This window comes from Hanstruepera flava, from assembly GCF_023634025.1.
Taxonomy (GTDB): domain Bacteria; phylum Bacteroidota; class Bacteroidia; order Flavobacteriales; family Flavobacteriaceae; genus Hanstruepera; species Hanstruepera flava.
In genome coordinates this window covers 480,963-501,855 of sequence record NZ_JALJCW010000001.1, presented here as the reverse complement: position 1 = coordinate 501,855, position 20,893 = coordinate 480,963, and the positions used below count along the sequence as shown (strand labels likewise).

Below are 20,893 nucleotides of genomic sequence, written 5' to 3'. Positions count from 1 at the left end.
ACAAATCTAGTAGAATTAACGCACGAGTGCAAAATGCCCTCGAAATTCTTTGCCATTAGGTAGTATGGCTAAATACCAATAATCTGTACTGGTAAGATTCTGACCATTCAATTGACCATCCCAACCATAATCATTACCGTCAATTTCTTTTAGTAACTTTCCGTAGCGGTCAAAAATAAGCACGCGTATTCCAGCATTTTTCTGACTAACGCCTAGCGGTTTCCAAGTGTCATTATCACCATCGCCATTTGGTGTGAAAAATTTTGGAAACCCTAAAATAGCTGTGTCTTCTGTAATGATACCACAACCATTTTTATCTTTAACGGAAACTGTGTAGAAGCCAGGCGAAAGATACGTGAAGGTGTTACTATCTTGATACGTACCATTATTTAGTGCGTATTCATAATCACCTTCGCCCGAAACCGTAATTGTAATTGAATTGTTGTTGGTGGCTTCTTCTACTGCAATGTTTGTAATTGTAGCCAGATTGGATGCTTCAACCAAAATAGATCGAGAGGTACTACAACCTGATGGATGGGTTACCGTTACTAAATAATTCCCCACCTCATTAATTGCAATTTGGGAGTTATTGATGTTTAGGTTAGTGCCATTTCTGAACCATTCATATGTATAACTATTGGGATTACCATTTCTTACACCAGCATTTAAGGTTAAAGTATTCGGGAAAGTATTTAGACAGTAGATGAGGTTTTCGTCGGGTTCTAATTCAGGTATAGGATTCACAACTAAATCAATAGTGGTATAGGCGAAGCAGTTTCCGCTATTGGTGATTTGAACCCATAAGGTTTGCTGATTTGGGTTTGTATTTTCAAATGAACCAGAAATAGGGTTTGTCTGACTAATTAAATCGGATTCAGAAGTATACAATGTGATTGCTGAACCCGTTGGGACATTATTTTGAGATTGAATAAAATCGATGATTTCAGAAACATTAAATGTTGCATGGCCATCATTGTTATCATCACAAATTTCAAAATCAGAGAGTGTAACAGAATTGTTTGAAATGTCTAATAATACTTCTGCTATTGAATAGCAACCACTTCTGTTTTCAACTCTAGCAAAAACAGTTTGTAAAATGCTAGTATTACTATATGAACTGGGATTTGGAATTGGGCTATTGTTTTGATTAGCATCAGTCAACAACTCAAAAAAGTTGACCACATTTAACGTGTTGTCTCCTAATGTTATGTTATTTACAGCGTCAAATAGATTATAGGTAGTATAACCATCTAAACCTATATCACAGTTAATTAGTGTGGTATCTGATACTATTGGGTCTGATGCGTATTCAATAACTACTTCACCATAAAAGGTGCAATTCACACCATTGTATAGCTCTAAACTGTAAGTGCCTGGTGCACTTACCTGTAATGTTGGGTTTGTTTCACTCATAAGCTCAATTCCATCTTTAAACCATGTATAGGTTGCAATGGCAGAGCCAGGAACACTGCTGGTTAACGTATAAGTCTCATTTTCGCAAAGTGCATTGTCGTTGGCAATTAATCTATTAGGTCCTAAATCTGTTGATAATTGAAAACTACCAGCTTCTAAAAATACAGCAGAATCATAACGGTAGTTAATATGGTCTGCAATCACCAATTTTACATGATACGTAACGTTAGGTAAAACATTTGCAACGGCTCGTAATACTTTTGTTTGTCCATTAAAATTAATGGGAGCACTGGTGTCGTTCCAACTGCCAAAATAACTTTCGTTAATAGGGTCGCAGCCACCAGTTCCAGGGATTCCGGAATGCACTGTAGTGACTTTAATAGGAGTTGTTGTGTCTGGAACTAACGCAATATTTTCATACTCTTGCTGATTGGTTGGCCGAATGAGAAATCCAAATAAATCAGAATATTGGCAGGTATTGCTATTACCTTCTTGATATTCCTCTGAAGCAAATACATACCTAAAACTTATTTGTGAAGCATAGTTAGACAGAAAATCGAATTCTATAATGGTTGCATTTAGTGTTTCCGATTCTTGAAGAACACGCTCTAAATCTTCGTCGCCTATCCAACCTGGTGCATCATCATCACTTAAAGAGTCGTTTGGACCTTCAACATTTTGTGAGCGACCCGTACTTAAAACCAAACCATTTGCAAAAGGGAAATTAGAACCCGAAGCATCAAAATATCCATAACTTTCATCGGTTCCATTAAAATTACCACCAACTACATTAGTAACCATAACATCAGTAATGCAATCACTTCCTATTAAAATATCTTCAATAAGCTGTTGTGGTGTGTAGCTTTGAGCATCTACTTGGACATTTTGAGACCAAGCAAAAACAGTAGTAAAACAAGTTAAGAATAATAGAGCCTTCTTCATGCATTTCTATTGGATTGCAAAGATAAGGATTATACTATTTTTATATGCTTAAAAATGGTTAAAGAAAATTAGCGTTTCAATGTAAAATGGCGCCTGACTTCAAATTGTTTGTTTCCTTTTTTAACATGGGCAACAAACCAATAGTCGTTGGTTGGCATGGGTCTTCCATTATACATGCCGTCCCAACCTTGCGATGTATGCCTTAAGGTTTTGATAAGCTTACCATAACGGTCGTAAATATAGACTATGGTTCCTACTAATTGATCAACTCCTGTAATGTGCCAGGTATCGTTTTGTCCATCGTTATTAGGTGTAAAAAATAAAGGCGCATCAATTATTACAATGTCTTTTATAGCCGAAGCACATCCGTTTAAATCGTAAACTTCAATGGTATGAGGCCCTAAAGTCACATTGTAAAACGTGTTTGATTCTTGAGGCGGCCCACCATCTAGAATATAAACATAGTTGCCAATACCACTAATGGTAACGGTTATATTATTGGGGTCTGAAAAATCTATAGTTTCTGTGAATTCAATTGTAGCTTGTTCTGACTCAATGACGTTAAAAGTTGCTGTTGTGGTACAACCATAAGCTGAAGTAACCGTAACCGAATAGGTACCTATTTGAGTAATTTCAATTTCAGGTGTTGACTGGTTGTTTGACCATAAATAGGAATCTGTATCAAATCCTGTTTCAGCAGAAACCACTAATGGTAAATTGTCTAAACAAACGGTTTGATCGGGTATTACTACCTCTGGTTTACGCTGAATTAAGGTCATGAAACTTGTTGTTGTAAAGCAACCTGTTGCATTGTTTTCTAGACGCGCATAAATGGTTTGCTCATGAAACGCTTCGTAGTTTAAATCTATAATTGGATTGGTATTATCGGTTGCTTCTTCAAGTAATTCAAAATAGGAAACGGTATAGTCATTTGGGTTTATTCCGCCTAACACAAAAGGTGTTTGTTGCGATAGATCGAAAATTAGCAAGGCATCATAATCATCATCACAGGCTTCCATATCAGGCGCATTTCCAGCTGAAGGTAATGGATTAACTATTAAATTGAATGATGCCGTGGTAAAGCAACCCGTTAGCGTGTTTTCGGCTCTAACAAAAATAGTATCACTATTTGATGTATAGTTGTAGGTACTATTTAATGGGTTTTGATCGTTATCGGCATCAAGCTGTGAGCTGTAGAAGTTTATGTCTACATTTGTTTGGTTTCCAATTAATGCTTCAATAGTATTATCTAGTTCAAAACTATCAGAATCATTATCACAAGTTTCAAAATTTCCTATGGCATTAATGGTAGGAGGTAGGTTAACTATTAATTCTAAAGGTAAAGCAACATAACAGTTGGAAACTGTATTGGTAACACGAATATAAACGGTTTGTGGATTTGATGTGTTATTATAATTGTTTGGATTCTGAATTGGGTTTGAATTGGCTTCTAAATCGTCTAAAGATTCATGGTAGCTAACTACAATATCGTTTTGACGCACATCTAGTACCTCAATTTCTGATACTGTTAAATCAAAACCAACCGAACCATCATAATCAGTATCGCATTGCTCCATAGCCGATGCTTGGTTAACAAGCGGCACTTGAATAACGTTGAGCCCAAATTCTGCTATGCCATGACAGTAGGTACCATTTTCAATACGCGCATAAATTTGTTGCGGATTGGTTTGATTGGTAAAGTTTAATGGTATTTCGTTTTCTTCATTCTCGGCATCGTCTAATGAGGTGTAAAACGTGATGGTTAAGTTATCTGGACTACCTTGAGCCATGTCTTGTTCAATTTGTGATAAATCAAAATCTTCTTGACCATCGTTACTCATATCATCACATAGAAACATGTCCAATGGTGCATTAAAAATAGGAATTGAACCAACTTCAATAACAAAAGAGTCTATTCCATAACAGTCTATATCACTTATGTTTTCTACTCTGCAAAATATAGTTTGTGGATTTGAAGTGTTTTGATAGTTACTGTTCTTATCAATAATATTAGTGCGATTGGCAGCATCGGTTTGTGTTTCAAAGTATAGCACGCGTTTTCCACCCTGACCGTTTAAAATTTCGTTATCCTTATCAGAAAATAAGAAATCGGCAACTTGATTACCATCGGTTTCGCAATTTCTAAAGTTGGTAATCGTTGAAAATTCAGGTAAGGTATTAACGATGATTTCAAATGATTCAATAGAAAAGCAACCCGTGGAATCATTTTCTATTCTTGTATAAATGGTTTGTGTATTTGCTGAATATGTAGTTGTATTGGTTATAGCATTCAAACTATTTTCGGCATCACTAATTGATGTGTGAAACGATATGTTTAATCCAGAAGTATTGGTAACCATTTCTGATATTTTATTTTCTAGATTTACCATAGTAAAAGCATCCTGATCATCATCACAAACTATTATGTCAGAAGCTTGAGTAGTTGTTGGTGCGGGTAATACTTCAATTTCCAATGCTTCTACATCGTAACAATTTGTAGCTGTATTTGTAACCCGAACATAAAGCGTTAAGGGGTTTGTTGTGTTAGTGTGAAATGGAGGTAATGGATTAACATCATCCAAAGCATCATTTTCATTGAGATAATAATTGACATTGGCATTAGGTATTCCGGTGCTTACATAGCTATCAAAAACACTTAATTCAATTGAAGTAAAAGTGTCATCATCAGTATCGCAATAGGTAACTGGGTTTAATGTTTGAATTATAGTTGCTTCGTTAATAATCAGGCTTATTTCTGAATTAAAAGTACAATCTGGATTTTGTATTGAAATAAATAATTGATGCGGTGAATTGGTTACCTCATACGGTACGGTTTGGTCAATAGCATTTGCATTATTGTCACGATCATCTTCAGTTTCGTAAAAATATACGGTTACATCATTCAATCCGTTAATAATGTTATTGGCAATATTTTCTAAATTGAATTCTACAATGCCGTCATTTGACTCATCATCGCACCTGGAAAAATTTCTAATGTTGGTAGCTGTATCTAGAATATTGGTGTGAAGTATTATACTGGCAATTGAAACACATCCAGTTAGGTTATCAACTACGCGTATGTAAACAGTCTGAACATTTGGTATTGTATTCGTATAATTTTGAAAATTACCTATGGGATTATTGCCTGTTTCGGCATCTGGATAGGATTCATGAAATGTTGTAGAAACATTGGTTAAACCTTGTAAGACATCGTCTATAACTTCAGATAAATCAAATACTTCAAAACCGTCGTTATCTTGTTCGCAGGCATTAATGGTTTGCGTTTCATTATTAATATCAGGTGCATCTAAAACAGTTACAATAAGTGTCGTGGTATTAATACATCCAGTTGCATTATCGGTAACACTAACGTAAAGTAATTCCGTTTGGGTTGTATTTACATAGGGGACTGGTACAGGATTTGTGCCAGAATCGGCATCACTTTGAGTATAATGGTAATTAACAGTGTAGTTGCTATTTCCGTTTGTAATTTCTGAATCTTTTACCGTTAAATCTATTGTTGTTATACCATCTGAAGTGGCATCGTCACAAACCTCCAGACGTGTAGGAGGCATAATTATTGGCAATGGATTGACAATTAAATTAAAAGTAGTAAAAGCTAAACAACCGTTGTCAATGTCTTCAATTCTTACATAAATAGTTTGTGGGTTTGCTGAATTTTGAATTGGTGACGTAATAGCCGATATGCCGTTTTGGGCATCTGCTTGGTTTAAGTGGTAGCTAATATTATAGTTTCCAGATGGTACTGCAGCTAAAACATCAGGATCCATTACAGATAGACTAAATGTTTCAACACCATCATTACTGTTGTCATCACAAACTTCAAAATCTGGTATGTTACCAGCTGATTGTTCAGAATTTAGAGTTATGTTAATGGTGTCGGTAATTTCACAAGTCGTATTATTTATAGGAATAGAAACATTAACAGTGTAGGTTCCTGAATTGTTTACAGTTAGTGTAGGATTGTTTTCGCCATTAATAATGCTTCCGCTATTAAACCATTCATAAGTAGCCAACGGATTTTGAGTATCACCATTAAGTGTTATACTATCTGCACATGTTGTAATATCTGGACCTAAATTAACTGAAGCATTAAAACTATTTCCTTCAATAAATACTGCTGAATCAAAATTTTCATCAGTTTGATCTGCAATGACTAATTTAATATGATACTGTACATTAGGTTGAATATTTGCACTAGCTGTTAAAACGGTTGTTCTACCATTAAAGTTTGTATCGCCTAAATTATAACCTTCAAAATATTGCTCATTTTCGGCGTTACAAAACCCTACGATTTCTTCATGAATTGTATTGGTGTTAACGGGAATGTTTGTACCAGGAATGACGGCAATGTTAATATAGGGGTCTGGTGTGCCAGCTTCTTTAATTAAGAAGGCAAATCCATCAGAATATTCACATGGGTAGTTAGCGTAGTATTCTTCAGAAGCTAAAATATAGTTGAATTGTACTTGGTTGGTAACAGAAACAAAATCAAACTCTATTGACGTGGCATTTAGCGTATTGCTAATACCCAATGCTGTTTCAAGATCCGAATCCGTTAACCAATTGGTTTCACCATCATTTAAGGTGTTGGCATTGGTCGTGTTGCCGGCTGCGTTGGCGCTACCGGTTGACAACATGATACCATTTTCAAAAGGAAATGCAGAGGATGAACGCTCAAAATATCCATAACTGGCAATTTGATTAATACTACCATTACTATTTGATGTGATATTAGAAACTTCAACACAACCTTGAACCAAATTATCTTCAATAAGTTGTTGAGCAGAAATGTTACTATTTATTGTAATTTGTTGTGCTAGTATATTTGTTTTAAAACAAAATAGTGCTACAATAAAACACAAGGTAGTGGTATAGGTCGAGGGATTTTTTACTTCTTTAAATTTTAACAAAGTCCTTTTTTTATGATTTGGGACTGAAAAGTAAATTTAAATCAGACAAAATGCAAAAAACATCGATGAAATACATTAAATTTTAACATTTAATAATTTACATACACCCAACCTGTCCAAGTCTTGTAATTATTATCGTTGGGATATAAGACATAGTAGTAAGTACCTACAGGGACCAATTTATTTAAATTGTTTATGCCTCTATTGGTGCGGCCATACCATTTGAGGTTGTTGTCGCCTTCGAAAATCAAAGTGCCAAATCTATTATAGATTAAGAGTTTATGATTTTCAAAAATGTTATATAAACCTTGAATGTTAAACCAATCGTTAAAGCCATCATTGTTTGGAGTGAAAACTTCGGGAATATAAGGTGGGCAATTTTCTACAGTTAGGTCAAAAACATAATTATCAAAACAGATAGTATTCTCAACTCGAATAAAAATAGATTGAGGGTCAGACCTGTTTTCGTATATCTCTGGAATACTAATAGCATTATTTTGATTAATTAAATCTTCATAAGACTCATAAAAGGCAACATCATCAATAGTATTGTAATCTATATGTTCCAATTGTTCAGTTAAATCAAATTCTGCTGTATCAAATCCAACATCACAAGCTAAAAGTGGTTCTAGGGTAACTACTGGAGGTTCAGGAATAAGCTCTATATTTTGGAACGAGGAGTTATTTAATTCATTTAGCTCAATAACAATCCCGTTTCGGGTTCCATCGTCATCTATTGCTAGTTCTAAAGTAAAATTATCAGGAATGTTATCGGGAATAGTAATGTTAATACTTTGCGTTTCAGATCCATCAATTGGAATTGTGTTTAGTGTTTCAGATTGGGCAACTAACTCATTGTTTGCGTAAAAAGCAATAGGCGTAAAAGCAGGTAAAACTTCAGTGCAATTTACATTGTAAACCGTATAATTACATAAAATGTCTCTACTAACGCATTCTAATATAAAATCGTCTAATTGTATAGTGGCATCTGGTAGTTGGCTGTTTAAAACGGTAATGATGTTATTGATTATAATTAAATCGGCACGAAGAATACCAAATTCGTCAAAGTCTCCGGTGGTTAATTTTATTTCAACTGACGTGTCACCAATTTCGATATTGTTTTCAATGTTGTAGACATCTAAATCGGCATTGTAAAAGGTAGAACTGTTCGTAAAGGAATTGGTTCCGTTAAAAGCATTGTTTCCAGGATTTAAAGGTGGATTGGAAATTAAATTCCCATTTATTAACAGTGATTCGCCAAAATCTAAAATGGCATCGCCTTCCCAAGCTAGAAAACCAATTTTGGCTCCTGTATTGTCTAAAACATTTACATTGTCAAGTGATATAATTAGTTCTTGGACATTTCGGTTAATAATATCTAAACCTTGAAATAGGTTTATTTGGTTTATGGGTAAATTAGTGTCTTCATATATTATATAAATACTCCAACCTCCAAAATTTGTGCGGTTTTCACAATACCCTTCGTTGTTGTTTAATGTTTCTGAAATATCAAGGTCTGAAAATGTATATGTGCCATTTCCGGTACTGATAATATAATTAGTAATATCGGCATAGCACGAAAAATAATTGAGTAAACCCCATGTTGCATCATTATAATCTACAGTATAAATATTATCTGCAACAAATTCAGTATTATTGAGTGTTATTGTGTCATCTCCCGTTCCCGATCCTGCCCAGTACAAATACGCTGCAATTATTGTTCTATTACTAGCCAAATTTAAATCAGCACTGGATTCTGGTAAGATTTCACAAAAACTCCTATCAATATTGTTTTCGAATTGGTTAAGTGTATTGCCAATTGCCAAATAATCATAACGACCATTAAATTGCTGGAATAACTCTATTTCTTGACCAAACACCGAGTTAGATAAAACAACGCTTAAAACTATATAAATTAGGTTACGATACATTCAATAGAAGTTGCTGTATTAAATGTACAACATAAAAACTTAACGTTTAAGAGTAAAGTGATCACGATACGTTCTGCCGTCTTCTAGAATTACTGAAAACCAGTAATCATCTGTTGGCATCTGGCTCCCATTAAATGTTCCGTCCCAACCTTGACTTGCGGGAGAAAGTGACTTTAATAGCTTGCCATATCTGTCGAAAATGTAAATTTTAGAATTAGGTTGAAACTGGCCTGAAATACCTTGAACTTGCCAATAATCGTTTTCGCCATCACCATTTGGTGTGAATATTTTAGGAAATCCAATTATTGAAAATGAACCTTGTACAATGCCACAGCCATTTTTATCTTGCACATAAGCTATATGGATACCAGGTTCTAAATTGGTAAAACTATTATTATCTTGATAAGGCCCGTCGCTGTCATCTATAGCATACTCGTACTCTCCAATTCCAGACGCATTAATCGTTGCTGAATTGCCACTAACCTGTATGGAATTAATTGTGGCTATGCCAGAAGTGCTCACGGTTACAACTCTTTCAGCAAAACAGCCATCGGGATTTTGAGGTGTTATGGTGTTAATTGGCGTTATTCTAACCGTATATGTACCTTGCGATTGAACTTCAATCTCATAAGTTGTTTCATTACTATCAAGCCATAAAAAATTATAGTTTGATACATTATCCTCCAAAGGGCCAGCATCAATAAATATAGATGCGTCTGGTTCGTTTATGCAAAAGAAAGCCGAATCGGTTTCTTCAATAATCGGACGTTCTGCAACCTGTAACTCCAATTCACTAATACTATAGCAATCTCCTCTTATGCTGTTTTGTAATCGTACATAAATTATTTGAGGATTAGCTGTATTTGTATAGGTGCTTACATTGATAATAGGATTGAAAAAGTTTTCAGCATCAGTTAAATCCTCATAGTAGGAAATAGCAATAGTATCGTCATCAATAATATCTTGTGGGATGGCAGAAATTAAATTAAATTCAGCTGTTCCATTGTCAACCTCACAACCAACTAGAGGTTCTAAATCAAGTTCTTCAGGTTGTTCTGATATTATTAGGGTTCTATACACCGTTTGTATTTCACCTTCCGTATCAATTGAAATGGTCACCAAAAACTCACCGGTTGTTGTAAATACATGAGTAGGATTTAAATCGGTTGAGGTATTATCACTGCCAGATGCAGGATCACCAAAATCCCAATGTATACTATCTATAACAGTAGACGTATTTATGGTGAATTCAGTAGTATCTCCATAACAGGTGTTTCTAAATACATTGGTTGCAAAAAAATACGATTGGATAAAAGGTGGTAAACCAAAATGACTACTATTGCCACCAAGATGCACACCTTCAAACTCAAAATTAGAATCAGCACCACGTTCGTTTGGGTTAGCAATAACCGATAAATATTGACCGCCTTCAATGGCAATATACAGTCTGCCGTCCAGTGCTTGTTGCACAGCCCCTAATTCTTCATCTACTTCACCAATAATTATATCTGAATTTATTATGGCAGCCTGGCTGTTTAATGTTAAATCGTATTGATGCACTTTTGATGTACCTGAACTTCTGTCAATTTCTGTTACATATAATAAATTACTATCTGGTGAGAACTCACAGCCATATGGTCCAATGTTATTTGAATTGTAGTTTGAAATTGTTATCGGATTGGATAAAACTCCAGTAGTCGCATCAAAATCAAAAATTTGAGTTTCACTTAAGTCATAAGATACAACACTAGCAATTTTTTCTCTGTTAGGTGAAGCTTTTAAATAACCAATTGTATTATTTATGTCTCCAGTATGGTTGGAGCCTACTGCAGAAACTACAGGAGTAGTATTTACTCCAGTATCTGAAACCAGATAGGCAATATACTCGTTACTCATCCAACGGTGACTAATTACCCAAATGCTCCTTCCGTCAGAGCTTTCAATAGCAGTGATTTTTTCGGTTGTTGGGTTGGCTAACAGTACATTTTTATTGTTTGTTACACCACCCAAACCACCATCTAATGCCATATTGACTTCAGAGTAGCGTAAGCCTCCTGCACCACCTCGGTCATCTACTGTGAAGATGTAAAAAATAGTGTCATCATCTGGTTTTGGAACAATTAAAGCAGATTGGGTACTAGATTTATCGCCTTGTAATCCTGTTCCGTTAAGCATAACAGCATTATTTTTATTCCAGACTGTAATGCCATCTGAATAGAACAATAAATTTCCTAGTCTATCAGAAATGCTGGAACACCCTTCGGGTGTGTCAATTAGAGCGCCATCAAAAGGGATGGGATATCCAAAATTAAAGTTTAATCCAGCCCGTACGCCAAATGCCCAATTGGCAGCTTGGTTTTGAGCAGTAAGTGTTACACTTATTAGTGCTAAAAATGCAATGAGTATATGTTTTTTTCTTGTAATCAAAAAATTATCGTTTTAAGGTGAAATGGTCTTTAACAACACGTCCATCCTGTAGGGTAGCCGAAAACCAATAGTCATTAACTGGTAGGGGTGTACCATTAAGAGTACCATCCCATCCTGGGCCAAAAGGATTTATTTGTGTTAGTAACTTACCATATCTATCAAAAATTAGTATTTTAGAATTGGGGTTGAAAATATTTGAATGTCCTTTTATGTTCCAAAGGTCATTATCACCATCTCCATTAGGGGTAAATACTTTGGGAAAACCGATGACAGAAACCGAGTAATCTACAATTCCACAATTATTTTTTACATCTCTTACACTTAAGGTGTAAATTCCAGGAATAATATTGTTAAAACTATTTTCGGATTGATAAGGGTATGCCAAACCAAACTCGTTAAAAAGCGCATATTCATAATCACCTTCGCCGGACGTTATTACTGTTATAGAATTATTATCTGTTGCATCAACCACCTCTACCGACTCAATTGTTGCAATATTTGAGGGTTCAACAGTTATAGTCCTAATTACACTGCAATTTGTAGTATTATTTGTAACCTCAACAGTATACATACCAACCTCATTCACATTAATAGCATATGTAGTTTCATTAGTTGACCACAGATATGAATAATTTGAAGGTGAAGTAATTTCGCCAGAATCAATCGTTATCGTGCTAGGGTAGGTGTTTAGGCAATAAAAGACAGTTTCTTCTGTATCAATATCAGGTAGATTATATACAAAGAGTTCAATTTCTGCAATGCCATAACATTCTTCAACATTTTCTACACGAGCAAAAATAACTTGTTGGTTAGGTATTGTATTGGTATACAAAGATGAAAGTGCATTGGTTTCTAACATGGCATCATCAATAGTAGCATAATATGCTATGGTTGCTCCAACAGGAGCTCCATTTAGAATGTCTGCATTTGCTTGATTTAAATCAAATTGAAACAAACCATCCTCAACTCCATCAGTATCACATTCTATAATTTGAGTATTGTTAACCGTTGTGCTACTAATTTGCAATTCCAATTCTGAAATACTGAAACAACCAGTACTATCATCAATAACCCGAACAAAAATTGTTTGAGGATTCGATACGTTTGAATAAGAACCGCTATTTGAAATAACATTAATATCATTTAGAGCATCATTATAACTCGTGTAAAACCGTGTTGACCTGCCATTAGTATTTCCAGTAAGCGAATCGTTGGAATTTGTGAGATTAAAAATAGAAGAGGAAGAGTAGCTGCATTGAACTTGTACAGCATTAAACGCTTCGGGTGTTTCTAAAACAACGAGGTTTAATGTTCTAATACTAAAACAATTTACATTAGCAGCATTTTCAATTCTAATAAAAACTTCTTCTAAATAAGGTGTTGTGTTGTGATAATAGTTTGGTAGCGGATCAAGACTAAATTCAGCATTTGAATACGACTCGTGATATGTTATATTTAAATCATCTGGATTTTGCCCGTTTAGTATTTCTTCATTTTTTGATGCAAGATCAAAGGTAACTTGACCATTTGTATTATCACCGTCGTTGTAATCATCGCAGAGAATATAATCTGATGGAGTGGGATAGTTTGCACCATCACCAACTATAAGGCTGAAGGGTATTATTTCAAAACATCCCGTATCATTGTCAGTTATTTTAGCATAAACTTCTTGTGGATTTGAAATGTTGGTGTATAATCCTGTTATTGGATTGTTGCCAATACTGGCATCTGTTTCTGATTCGTGATAAGTAACTGTAACATTTGTCTGTGAGCCAATAATTAAGTCCGTGTTTACACTTAAATCAAAAGCAGTAGTAAAGTCGTCAAACGGTGGTATGGCATCACATTCCGACAAATTTAATTCTAAAGAGGATGATGACTCATTGGTTGGCGGACTTGCAAATTCTGCAGTACCTGTCCACTCAAGATTAAAAGGGCTGTTTCCAATGGGTCTATCAATAACAATATAATATGTATCTCCTGCAACAACATCGAGCCAACGTACAAAACTATTACCATCAGGGCCAGGACCTTCAGATGTATCAGTTTCTGCACCATTCATTCCAGTGAGATTCCAATGTAAACCTGCGCCAAGTGGATTGGTAGTAGAACAACGAATGGCAGGGCTTAAATTATTACAGTTTGGGTTAGGACCGAACACAAAAAAATCATAGTCTTCATTTAGGTCAGTACTTTGAGGTGTTAATGTAAATCCTAAAGTTCCGTTATTTACAACAGTAACTTTTAACCACAAACTATTGTTTTCTACACTACTACAAGTGTTTAATCCTATAAATTCTTGAACTCCAATGCCGTTGACATCTAGATTAATATCAGAGTCACCGCACACTGTAATGGCATTAACACAATCGGTAGGTTGTTGGGCAACAAGACAAAGATGACTTAAGCAAAACACAAAAGCCAAAATCAAATTGTGCCATGTCACTTTTAATTTCAATTTGTTATCGTTTTAATGTGAAATGACTTCTATAAAGTCTGCCATCTTGAAGTTGAACTGTAAACCAGTAATCTGATACAGGCATTTGTTGGCCATTAAATGTACCATCCCAACCATCACCTACAGGATTTAACTGTTTAAGCAATTTACCGTAGCGATCAAAAATTAAAATTTTGGTATTCGGTTGAAATTGTTGCGAAACACCTCTTACTTGCCATGTATCATTATCGCCATCTCCGTTTGGTGTGAAGAATTTAGGAAAACCAATTACAGAAACAATATCATCAACAATACCACAGTTGTTTTTTACATCGCGCACACTAACTGTATATAAACCAGGATTTACGTTTTCAAAATAATTAGACGATTGGTATGTGGCATACAGTTGTCCATCTTTATCGTATAAAGCGTATTCATATTCACCTTCACCTGAAACTATAACTGTAATGGTATTGTTGTCACTCGCATCAATAACTTCAATAGATTCAAATGTTGCAATATTGGAAGGTTCTATAGTGATAGATCTAGATTTGGTACAGCCATAAATATTCATAGCAGTTACGGTGTATACACCTACAGCATTAATATCAATTTCATATGTTGTTTGTCCTGTAGACCAACTGTAAGTATAATTATTAGGTGAATCGCCTACAATACCAGCGTCAATTGGAATTGTATCTGGAAACGTGTTTAAACAATACAGTAGTGTTTCGTCATCTTCTAATTGCGGTAATGGATTTATGGTTAAGACGACTTCACCTATACCAAAACAAGCATTGTTATTTTCAACTCGAGAATAAATAGTTTGGCTATAAGGGTTTGTGTTGGTGTAAGGCGATGCTAATTCGTTTTGTTCTAGTAAAGCATCATTATATGTTTCGTAGTAAGTTACCGGGAATGTTATGCCATTATCAGCTTGAATAACTGCCGTAAATTGCTCTAAATCAAACGTATTTATACCATCTTCGGAATCTAATTCATCACAGACTTCAGGAGCTTGATAATCGTTGATTTGTGTTGTACTAACCTCTAAAGTTAATTCAGCAATACTGTGGCATAATGTTGTATCATCTATTACACGTGCAAATACAATTTGTGGATTAGCCGTATTAAAATAGGCATTGGCATTTACTGGACTATTACTAGATTGAGCATCAGGGAAGGACTCGTAAAATTCTATAAATACGCCTGTTGCGTTGCCTGTAAGCGCGTCAAATGCTTCATTTAAGTTAAACACAGTAAAGCCATCAACTGTGCCATCTTCATCACATTGTATTAATGAGGCATCAAACGATGGTGGAATAGGATTAATAATGGCATCAAATGAGGTGGTGTCAAAACAATCATCGTTATCTACATTTTCCACACGTACAAAAATCTCTTCTTGAAAAGGTGTTTGATTATAATATATCGACGGTAAAGCGTTATCGCCAGTATCAGCATCACCTTGAGATGAATGATAACTAACATTATATTCTAATGGATTTTGCCCATTTAAAATATCATCATCAAAATCCTGTAAGTTTATGTTTATCTGTCCATTGGTGTTATCGCCATCTGCATCGTCATCACATAGTTCAAAAGTTGCTACAGGATTTGCCAAAGGTGTATTAAAAACTTCTATGTCAAAAGATATGGTATCATAACAGTCTTCATTTCCATCATTATGAATTCTAGCATATACCGTTGCAGGATTTGTAGTGTTGGTGTAAAGACCCGTTATTTCGTTTTCATTATTATCAGCATCTATTTGCGATTCAAAATAATGTACGCTATAAATTGTAGAATCTTGAGTATCTAAAATACCTGCATCTTGCTGGGTTAAATCAAAATTCCAAGAGCCGTCGTTATCATCATCACAGATATTAAAATTCCCTACAGGGTTGGCCACTGGAATGTCAAAATACGTTACAATAGCTTCACCTTCTAAATACTCACAGTCTCCATTATTTAAGTCTATTGTTAATTCGTAGGTTCCAGCTTGGGTAACATCTAAATCGTAATCGGTTTCTGGCAATACAGTTCCGTCAAAAGTCCATTCGTAGGTAGCGCCTGGAATATCATCGGCTGTTAAGGTATAGGTGTCTCCGGTGCACAATGGTAAGAAAGTGGTATCCTGGCCGTTACGAATAATATCAATTTTTTCAGTAAAAAATGAAGCTATAAAAGGCGGTAAGCCTTGCATGGAGTTAGCACTTAATGTTACTGAATTATTATCATAATTACAGGCAGCTCCTAGTGCATTAGGATTATTAATAGTACTTAAAAACGGAGACCCAATATCGTAAGTTTGCGCCATGGACCTATAAATTCTGCCATCTGGGCCTAGTTGTAAGGCACTTCTGTATGCATTTCTTTGGTCTACTATAAATGCTGAACCACTTATATCTGCTGCTGCTAAATTGTATTGCACTAAAACAGAAAAATGATTACTAGGGTTATTGTCCCCATCCCCGAATAAATCATTTGAGGCCGTAACATAAAGCATTTGGCTATCAGGTGAAAATTCCGCGCCATAAGGTTTGTTGTTAGAAGTTGGTACGGTTAAACGTTGCCTATTACTTGCAAAACCTGTCGTGACATCAAAATCAAATAAATACAGACCATTAGTGGTATTGGTACAGGCTAATTTGGTACCATCGGGTGATAATTTTAAATAGCCACGTGCATCGGTTATACCAATTCTATCGAAATTAGATTTTACAGCTGTGGTGTTTATACCCGCATCAGTAACTTCAAAAGCGTGAAAGGTATCTAATGTGGAAATGGATGTGCCATTAAAGTCTGATAAACCAATAACCCAAATAGCACCCGTTTCACAGTCTTTTAAAACTGCTGCAATTTTTTCAGCAGACTGTGATAGTAGATTTTGATTTTTTAAGGTTACTTCGCCACGCCCCATATCCCTGGACATATCAACTACGGAATATTTCATACCATTTCCTGTATTATTAGAGCCTACCGTAAAAATGTAATAAATATCAGGATGGTTAGGTCGTGGAACCACAATAGCAGACTGTGTACTAGAATCGTCACCCAATAACCCAGAACCATTACGCATAACCGTATGCACGTTGGTGTAAACAGTTGAGCCATCTGTGTAAAACAATAAGTCTCCATTATTGTTAGAAATAGATGAACACCCTTCTCGAGTATTTAAGCGACCATCATTTAAAGGAATAATATTATTGTTAATATCGAATCTAATTCCAGCATTTTCACCAAAATACCAGTTGGCTGCTTGACGTTGACTATAGGTGCTGACAAAGCACAGGAAAAGTATGTAAAAGAGTGTTTTTTTCATTTTTGATAGCAATAACTATCAAATATATTACAAATCTCGCTTTTTTAATAATCTAAACGATAAAAAGATAAATAAAGCTGTCCAAGCCAGTACTATAATAATCTCTGATGCGTGTACACCATAATCATAAGCTAAATCGCCATTGTCTGGAAATTTTGTAATCATTATACGTTGAAAAGGCTGATCTATAAGCTTATACATAGATTTTAGCGGGAAAAAGTTTTGAATTTTTTCGGCTATTTCCATGTCTGCCTTCCAAGAAATTAACCCGAAAACTATCCATTCCACAATATAGAGTATAAACAGAAATCCTAAAGCAAATGCTGAACGTTTTAAAAGCATACCAAAAAATAAACACAAGCTAAAGAAGCCGACTAATTTTACAAAATAGGCCAACAAGAACTCGGTTTCCCTAAAAATGATATTCACTTCAGTATAACTAGAATAGTATAAGCCAATAAAGAACGAGGCTAAACTTATAAGTACAGTTGCCAAAAGGGAGAAAAATACAATGGTATAAAATTTAGATAATATAAACTCCTTTTTGCTCAAACCATCTATTAAGTTTTGCTTAATGGTTTTATTGCTATACTCATTACCAATCATACTAACTACAACTATGGCAAAGAAGAATTTAAAATACGATGCAAAAAATGTAGTTATATGCCAGATTATTGGAAAATTGAAGATGCCCAATTCACCCAATTCCAAAGTAAAAAAACCAAAGAAATTAATTTTTATGGACGATAGAATTAAAACTGTAAATGGTAAAATAAATGAAATAAAGATGAGTACTTTACTCGTTCTGTTTAACAATAGTTTTTGTAATTCTAATTTAAGAAGTCGTAACATGCGATTGGTTTTGATTGATTAGTTGTTGTCTGTAAGTTGTAAAAATTGTTCTTCTAAACTTTCTTTACGTTTTACCAAATGGGTTAGTGTAATACCGTTTTCAAACATAAGTTGATTAACCGATTTGGCATCCATAGGTTCGTCTAAAAATGCTGTAATTAAACCGTCTTCAACTTTAATTTTACCAAACATTTTCTTGGCTTCTAAAAATTGAACTAATTTGTCTGTGTCATCTGCCTTGAGTTCTAGATAGCCATGGCTGGATATCATTTCGTCAACCCGACCAGAATAGAGTTTTTCGCCCTTTCGTAGGACAACAACATGCGAGCATACTTTTTCAACTTCATCCAATAGATGCGAGGCCAATAAAATGGTTGTGCCATTGCTTGCAATTTCTTTGATGAGTGAACGAATTTGATGGATTCCTTGAGGATCTAAACCATTGGTAGGTTCGTCAAGAATTAAAATTTCAGGATCATTGAGTAATGCAGAAGCAATTGCCAAACGTTGTTTCATACCCAAAGAGTAGGTTTGAAATTTACTGTCCTTTCTATCTAAAAGTCCAACAACTTCTAACTTTTCGTCAATCTTGGAATAATCAACACCTTTAATTCGGCAAACCAGTTTAAGGTTTTGGTAAGCACTCATGTATGGGTAAAAATTAGGGCGTTCAATAATAGCACCTACTTTTTTTAAAGCGTTATGTGTAGTTGTATTGCCATCGAACCAATGAAAATCTCCAGAGGTTTTATTTACAACATTTAAAACAACACCAAGAGTTGTAGATTTACCACTGCCGTTTGGACCTAGAATACCATAAACATTGCCTTTGTTTATAGTAAAACTTAAATCTTTTACAGCTGTTAGGTAACCAAATTTTTTAGTAAGATTATTAATGGTTAGGATTGTATCCAAGATATTTTATTTTTTAAGTGAAATACAATTTCACAAGGGTTGGTAATGTTAATATGACGACTGATTCAATTTTTTGTTACATAAAAATAAAAAAGCATTCTGTTTAGAGAATGCTTTTTAAAGTTTTATTAGAAATTAATTCCAGTTTTCATCGAAATCGAGATTGTCGTAATCTTCAATATCTAAATCGTCTTCGTAATCATTAAAATCATCTAGATTTTCAGCTTCAAAAGATTTTTCAGGAGCTTCATCTGGAACTTGCCCATGTACAAACATAAGATTAGGGTAGTCTGTTCCTTCAGCTTCCTCAACTATCTCGGCCAGTTCAACATAAAAGGTCCACATGCTTAAAAAATCATAAACGTATATAAGTTTGGTTTGATCTTCATGGACTAAATCTTTTAGGGTTGTGTTTCCCATAAGTTTAGTTTTGTTAATACCATCACTCATATCAAAAAGTGAAATTTCTTCACCTTGATTCCATTCATCATCACTTATGTAAAAGCTAGCCATTTCAGAGCCGTCAAACCCAAAGGATTGTGTTATGGTATTGTGCAAGTCTTCAAATGAATCTGATTCACGAATTTCTAGGTCGCGAAAAATATCGTCTTCACTATCATTATCCAATACAATTCTAAATCTGTAAATCATGATGTTATTTTATTTTGCAAATGTACTTTATTTTAGATTATTTGCTATAACGATGCAGGGTAAATGTCATTGCGCTCAATAAGAAAAACGCACCTATTTGATGTGTTACCCCAAGCCAAACAGGAACGCCATACATTAATGTAAGTACGCCCAATAAAAATTGCACACCCACCAAAAGGAGCAATGCGTTTAATCCTTTAATTTGCATGTTGTTTGGTGTCATCATTTTCCCTTTATACCAAATTAGTAAAATAAAAATTACTACAATGTATGCTAATGTTCTGTGTACAAATTGCACACCGCTTTTGCCTTCAATGAAATTTTTTATAACAGGCACTTGTTCGGTATATACGGTTTCATGAATTAATTTTCCTTCACTCATAAATGGCCAGTGATTATGGATAAATCCTGCATCTAAGCCAGCTACAAACGCACCATAAATAATTTGAACTAGCAGTACAGCCAACCCTAACCGTATTAAATTTCTGAATTTTACGTTAATGGTTTTTTTAATGGGAAACATTAAATCCAATGCCACCCAAAAGGTGTAAGCAAATGTTATAAAGGCTGTGGTTAAGTGTGCGGCTAGTCTGTAATGACTAACATCTGGATTGTCAACCAATCCACTTTTTACCATGTACCAACCTAAAAATCCTTGAAAACCTCCCATTATTAATAGTACAATAGATTTTCGTATAGTGGGTTTAGAAAGCTGTTTTGTAATTAAAAAATATAGGAAAGGAAGGAAAAACACTAAACCAATAAAACGACCAATAACACGATGTAGCCACTCCCAAAAGTAGATGTCTTTGAAATCTTGAAGTGTGAAATGATTGTTTAATTTTTGGTATTCAGGATATTGTTTGTACAAATCGAAAGCTTCCTGCCATTCTACTTCATTCATTGGCGGAATGGTGCCAGAAATTAATTTGTAATTAGAAATAGATAATCCAGAATGTGTAAGCCTTGTAATACCACCTACAACCACCATTATAAAAATTAAAATACAGCCAGTTAATAACCAGTAAATAACCTTTTTGTTATCCTTTTTCATTTTTTTTCTTAA

At 34.7% G+C, this 20,893-nt stretch carries 10 protein-coding genes; all 10 read right to left on the bottom strand.

Annotation, left to right across the window (positions count from 1 at the left end; all coding sequences use genetic code 11):
- Positions 1-15: 15 nt before the first annotated feature.
- The 10 genes from MTX13_RS02315 to MTX13_RS02270 all read right to left on the bottom strand — a co-directional run bounded on the left by MTX13_RS02315 (position 16) and on the right by MTX13_RS02270 (position 20,881).
- Positions 16-2,355, bottom strand: coding sequence for a T9SS type B sorting domain-containing protein (locus tag MTX13_RS02315; RefSeq protein WP_250432804.1), 2,340 nt, complete (start codon positions 2,353-2,355; stop codon positions 16-18).
- A gap of 68 nt (positions 2,356-2,423) precedes the next feature.
- Complete coding sequence (locus MTX13_RS02310; RefSeq protein WP_250432803.1) at positions 2,424-7,289, bottom strand: T9SS type B sorting domain-containing protein; 4,866 nt, start codon at positions 7,287-7,289, stop codon at positions 2,424-2,426.
- An 89-nt stretch (positions 7,290-7,378) separates the two neighbouring features.
- A complete protein-coding gene (locus tag MTX13_RS02305) occupies positions 7,379-9,220 on the bottom strand; it encodes a T9SS type B sorting domain-containing protein (RefSeq protein ID WP_250432802.1) in 1,842 nt (613 codons plus the stop codon).
- A 39-nt stretch (positions 9,221-9,259) separates the two neighbouring features.
- Positions 9,260-11,647, bottom strand: coding sequence for a T9SS type B sorting domain-containing protein (locus tag MTX13_RS02300; RefSeq protein ID WP_250432801.1), 2,388 nt, complete (start codon positions 11,645-11,647; stop codon positions 9,260-9,262).
- Positions 11,648-11,651: 4 nt separating this feature from the next.
- On the bottom strand, positions 11,652-14,105 hold the full coding sequence (locus tag MTX13_RS02295; protein ID WP_250432800.1) for a T9SS type B sorting domain-containing protein: 2,454 nt from the start codon (positions 14,103-14,105) through the stop codon (positions 11,652-11,654).
- Positions 14,106-14,109: 4 nt separating this feature from the next.
- Positions 14,110-17,409, bottom strand: a complete 3,300-nt coding sequence (locus MTX13_RS02290; protein WP_250432799.1) for a T9SS type B sorting domain-containing protein — start codon at positions 17,407-17,409, stop codon at positions 14,110-14,112.
- A 27-nt stretch (positions 17,410-17,436) separates the two neighbouring features.
- Positions 17,437-18,261 carry an ABC transporter permease gene (locus tag MTX13_RS02285; RefSeq protein ID WP_250432798.1) on the bottom strand — a complete coding sequence of 275 codons (825 nt, stop codon included), beginning with the start codon at positions 18,259-18,261 and terminating at the stop codon, positions 17,437-17,439.
- Between the two features lie 18 nt (positions 18,262-18,279).
- The gene (locus MTX13_RS02280; RefSeq protein WP_250432796.1) at positions 18,280-19,176 is read right to left on the bottom strand and encodes an ABC transporter ATP-binding protein; all 897 of its coding nucleotides are present in this window, start codon (positions 19,174-19,176) and stop codon (positions 18,280-18,282) included.
- A 135-nt stretch (positions 19,177-19,311) separates the two neighbouring features.
- Positions 19,312-19,827 (bottom strand): plasmid pRiA4b ORF-3 family protein, encoded by a 516-nt coding sequence (locus MTX13_RS02275; protein WP_250432794.1) that lies wholly within the window; start codon positions 19,825-19,827, stop codon positions 19,312-19,314.
- Positions 19,828-19,864: 37 nt separating this feature from the next.
- On the bottom strand, positions 19,865-20,881 hold the full coding sequence (locus tag MTX13_RS02270) for a COX15/CtaA family protein (RefSeq protein WP_250432792.1): 1,017 nt from the start codon (positions 20,879-20,881) through the stop codon (positions 19,865-19,867).
- Positions 20,882-20,893 lie beyond the last annotated feature (12 nt).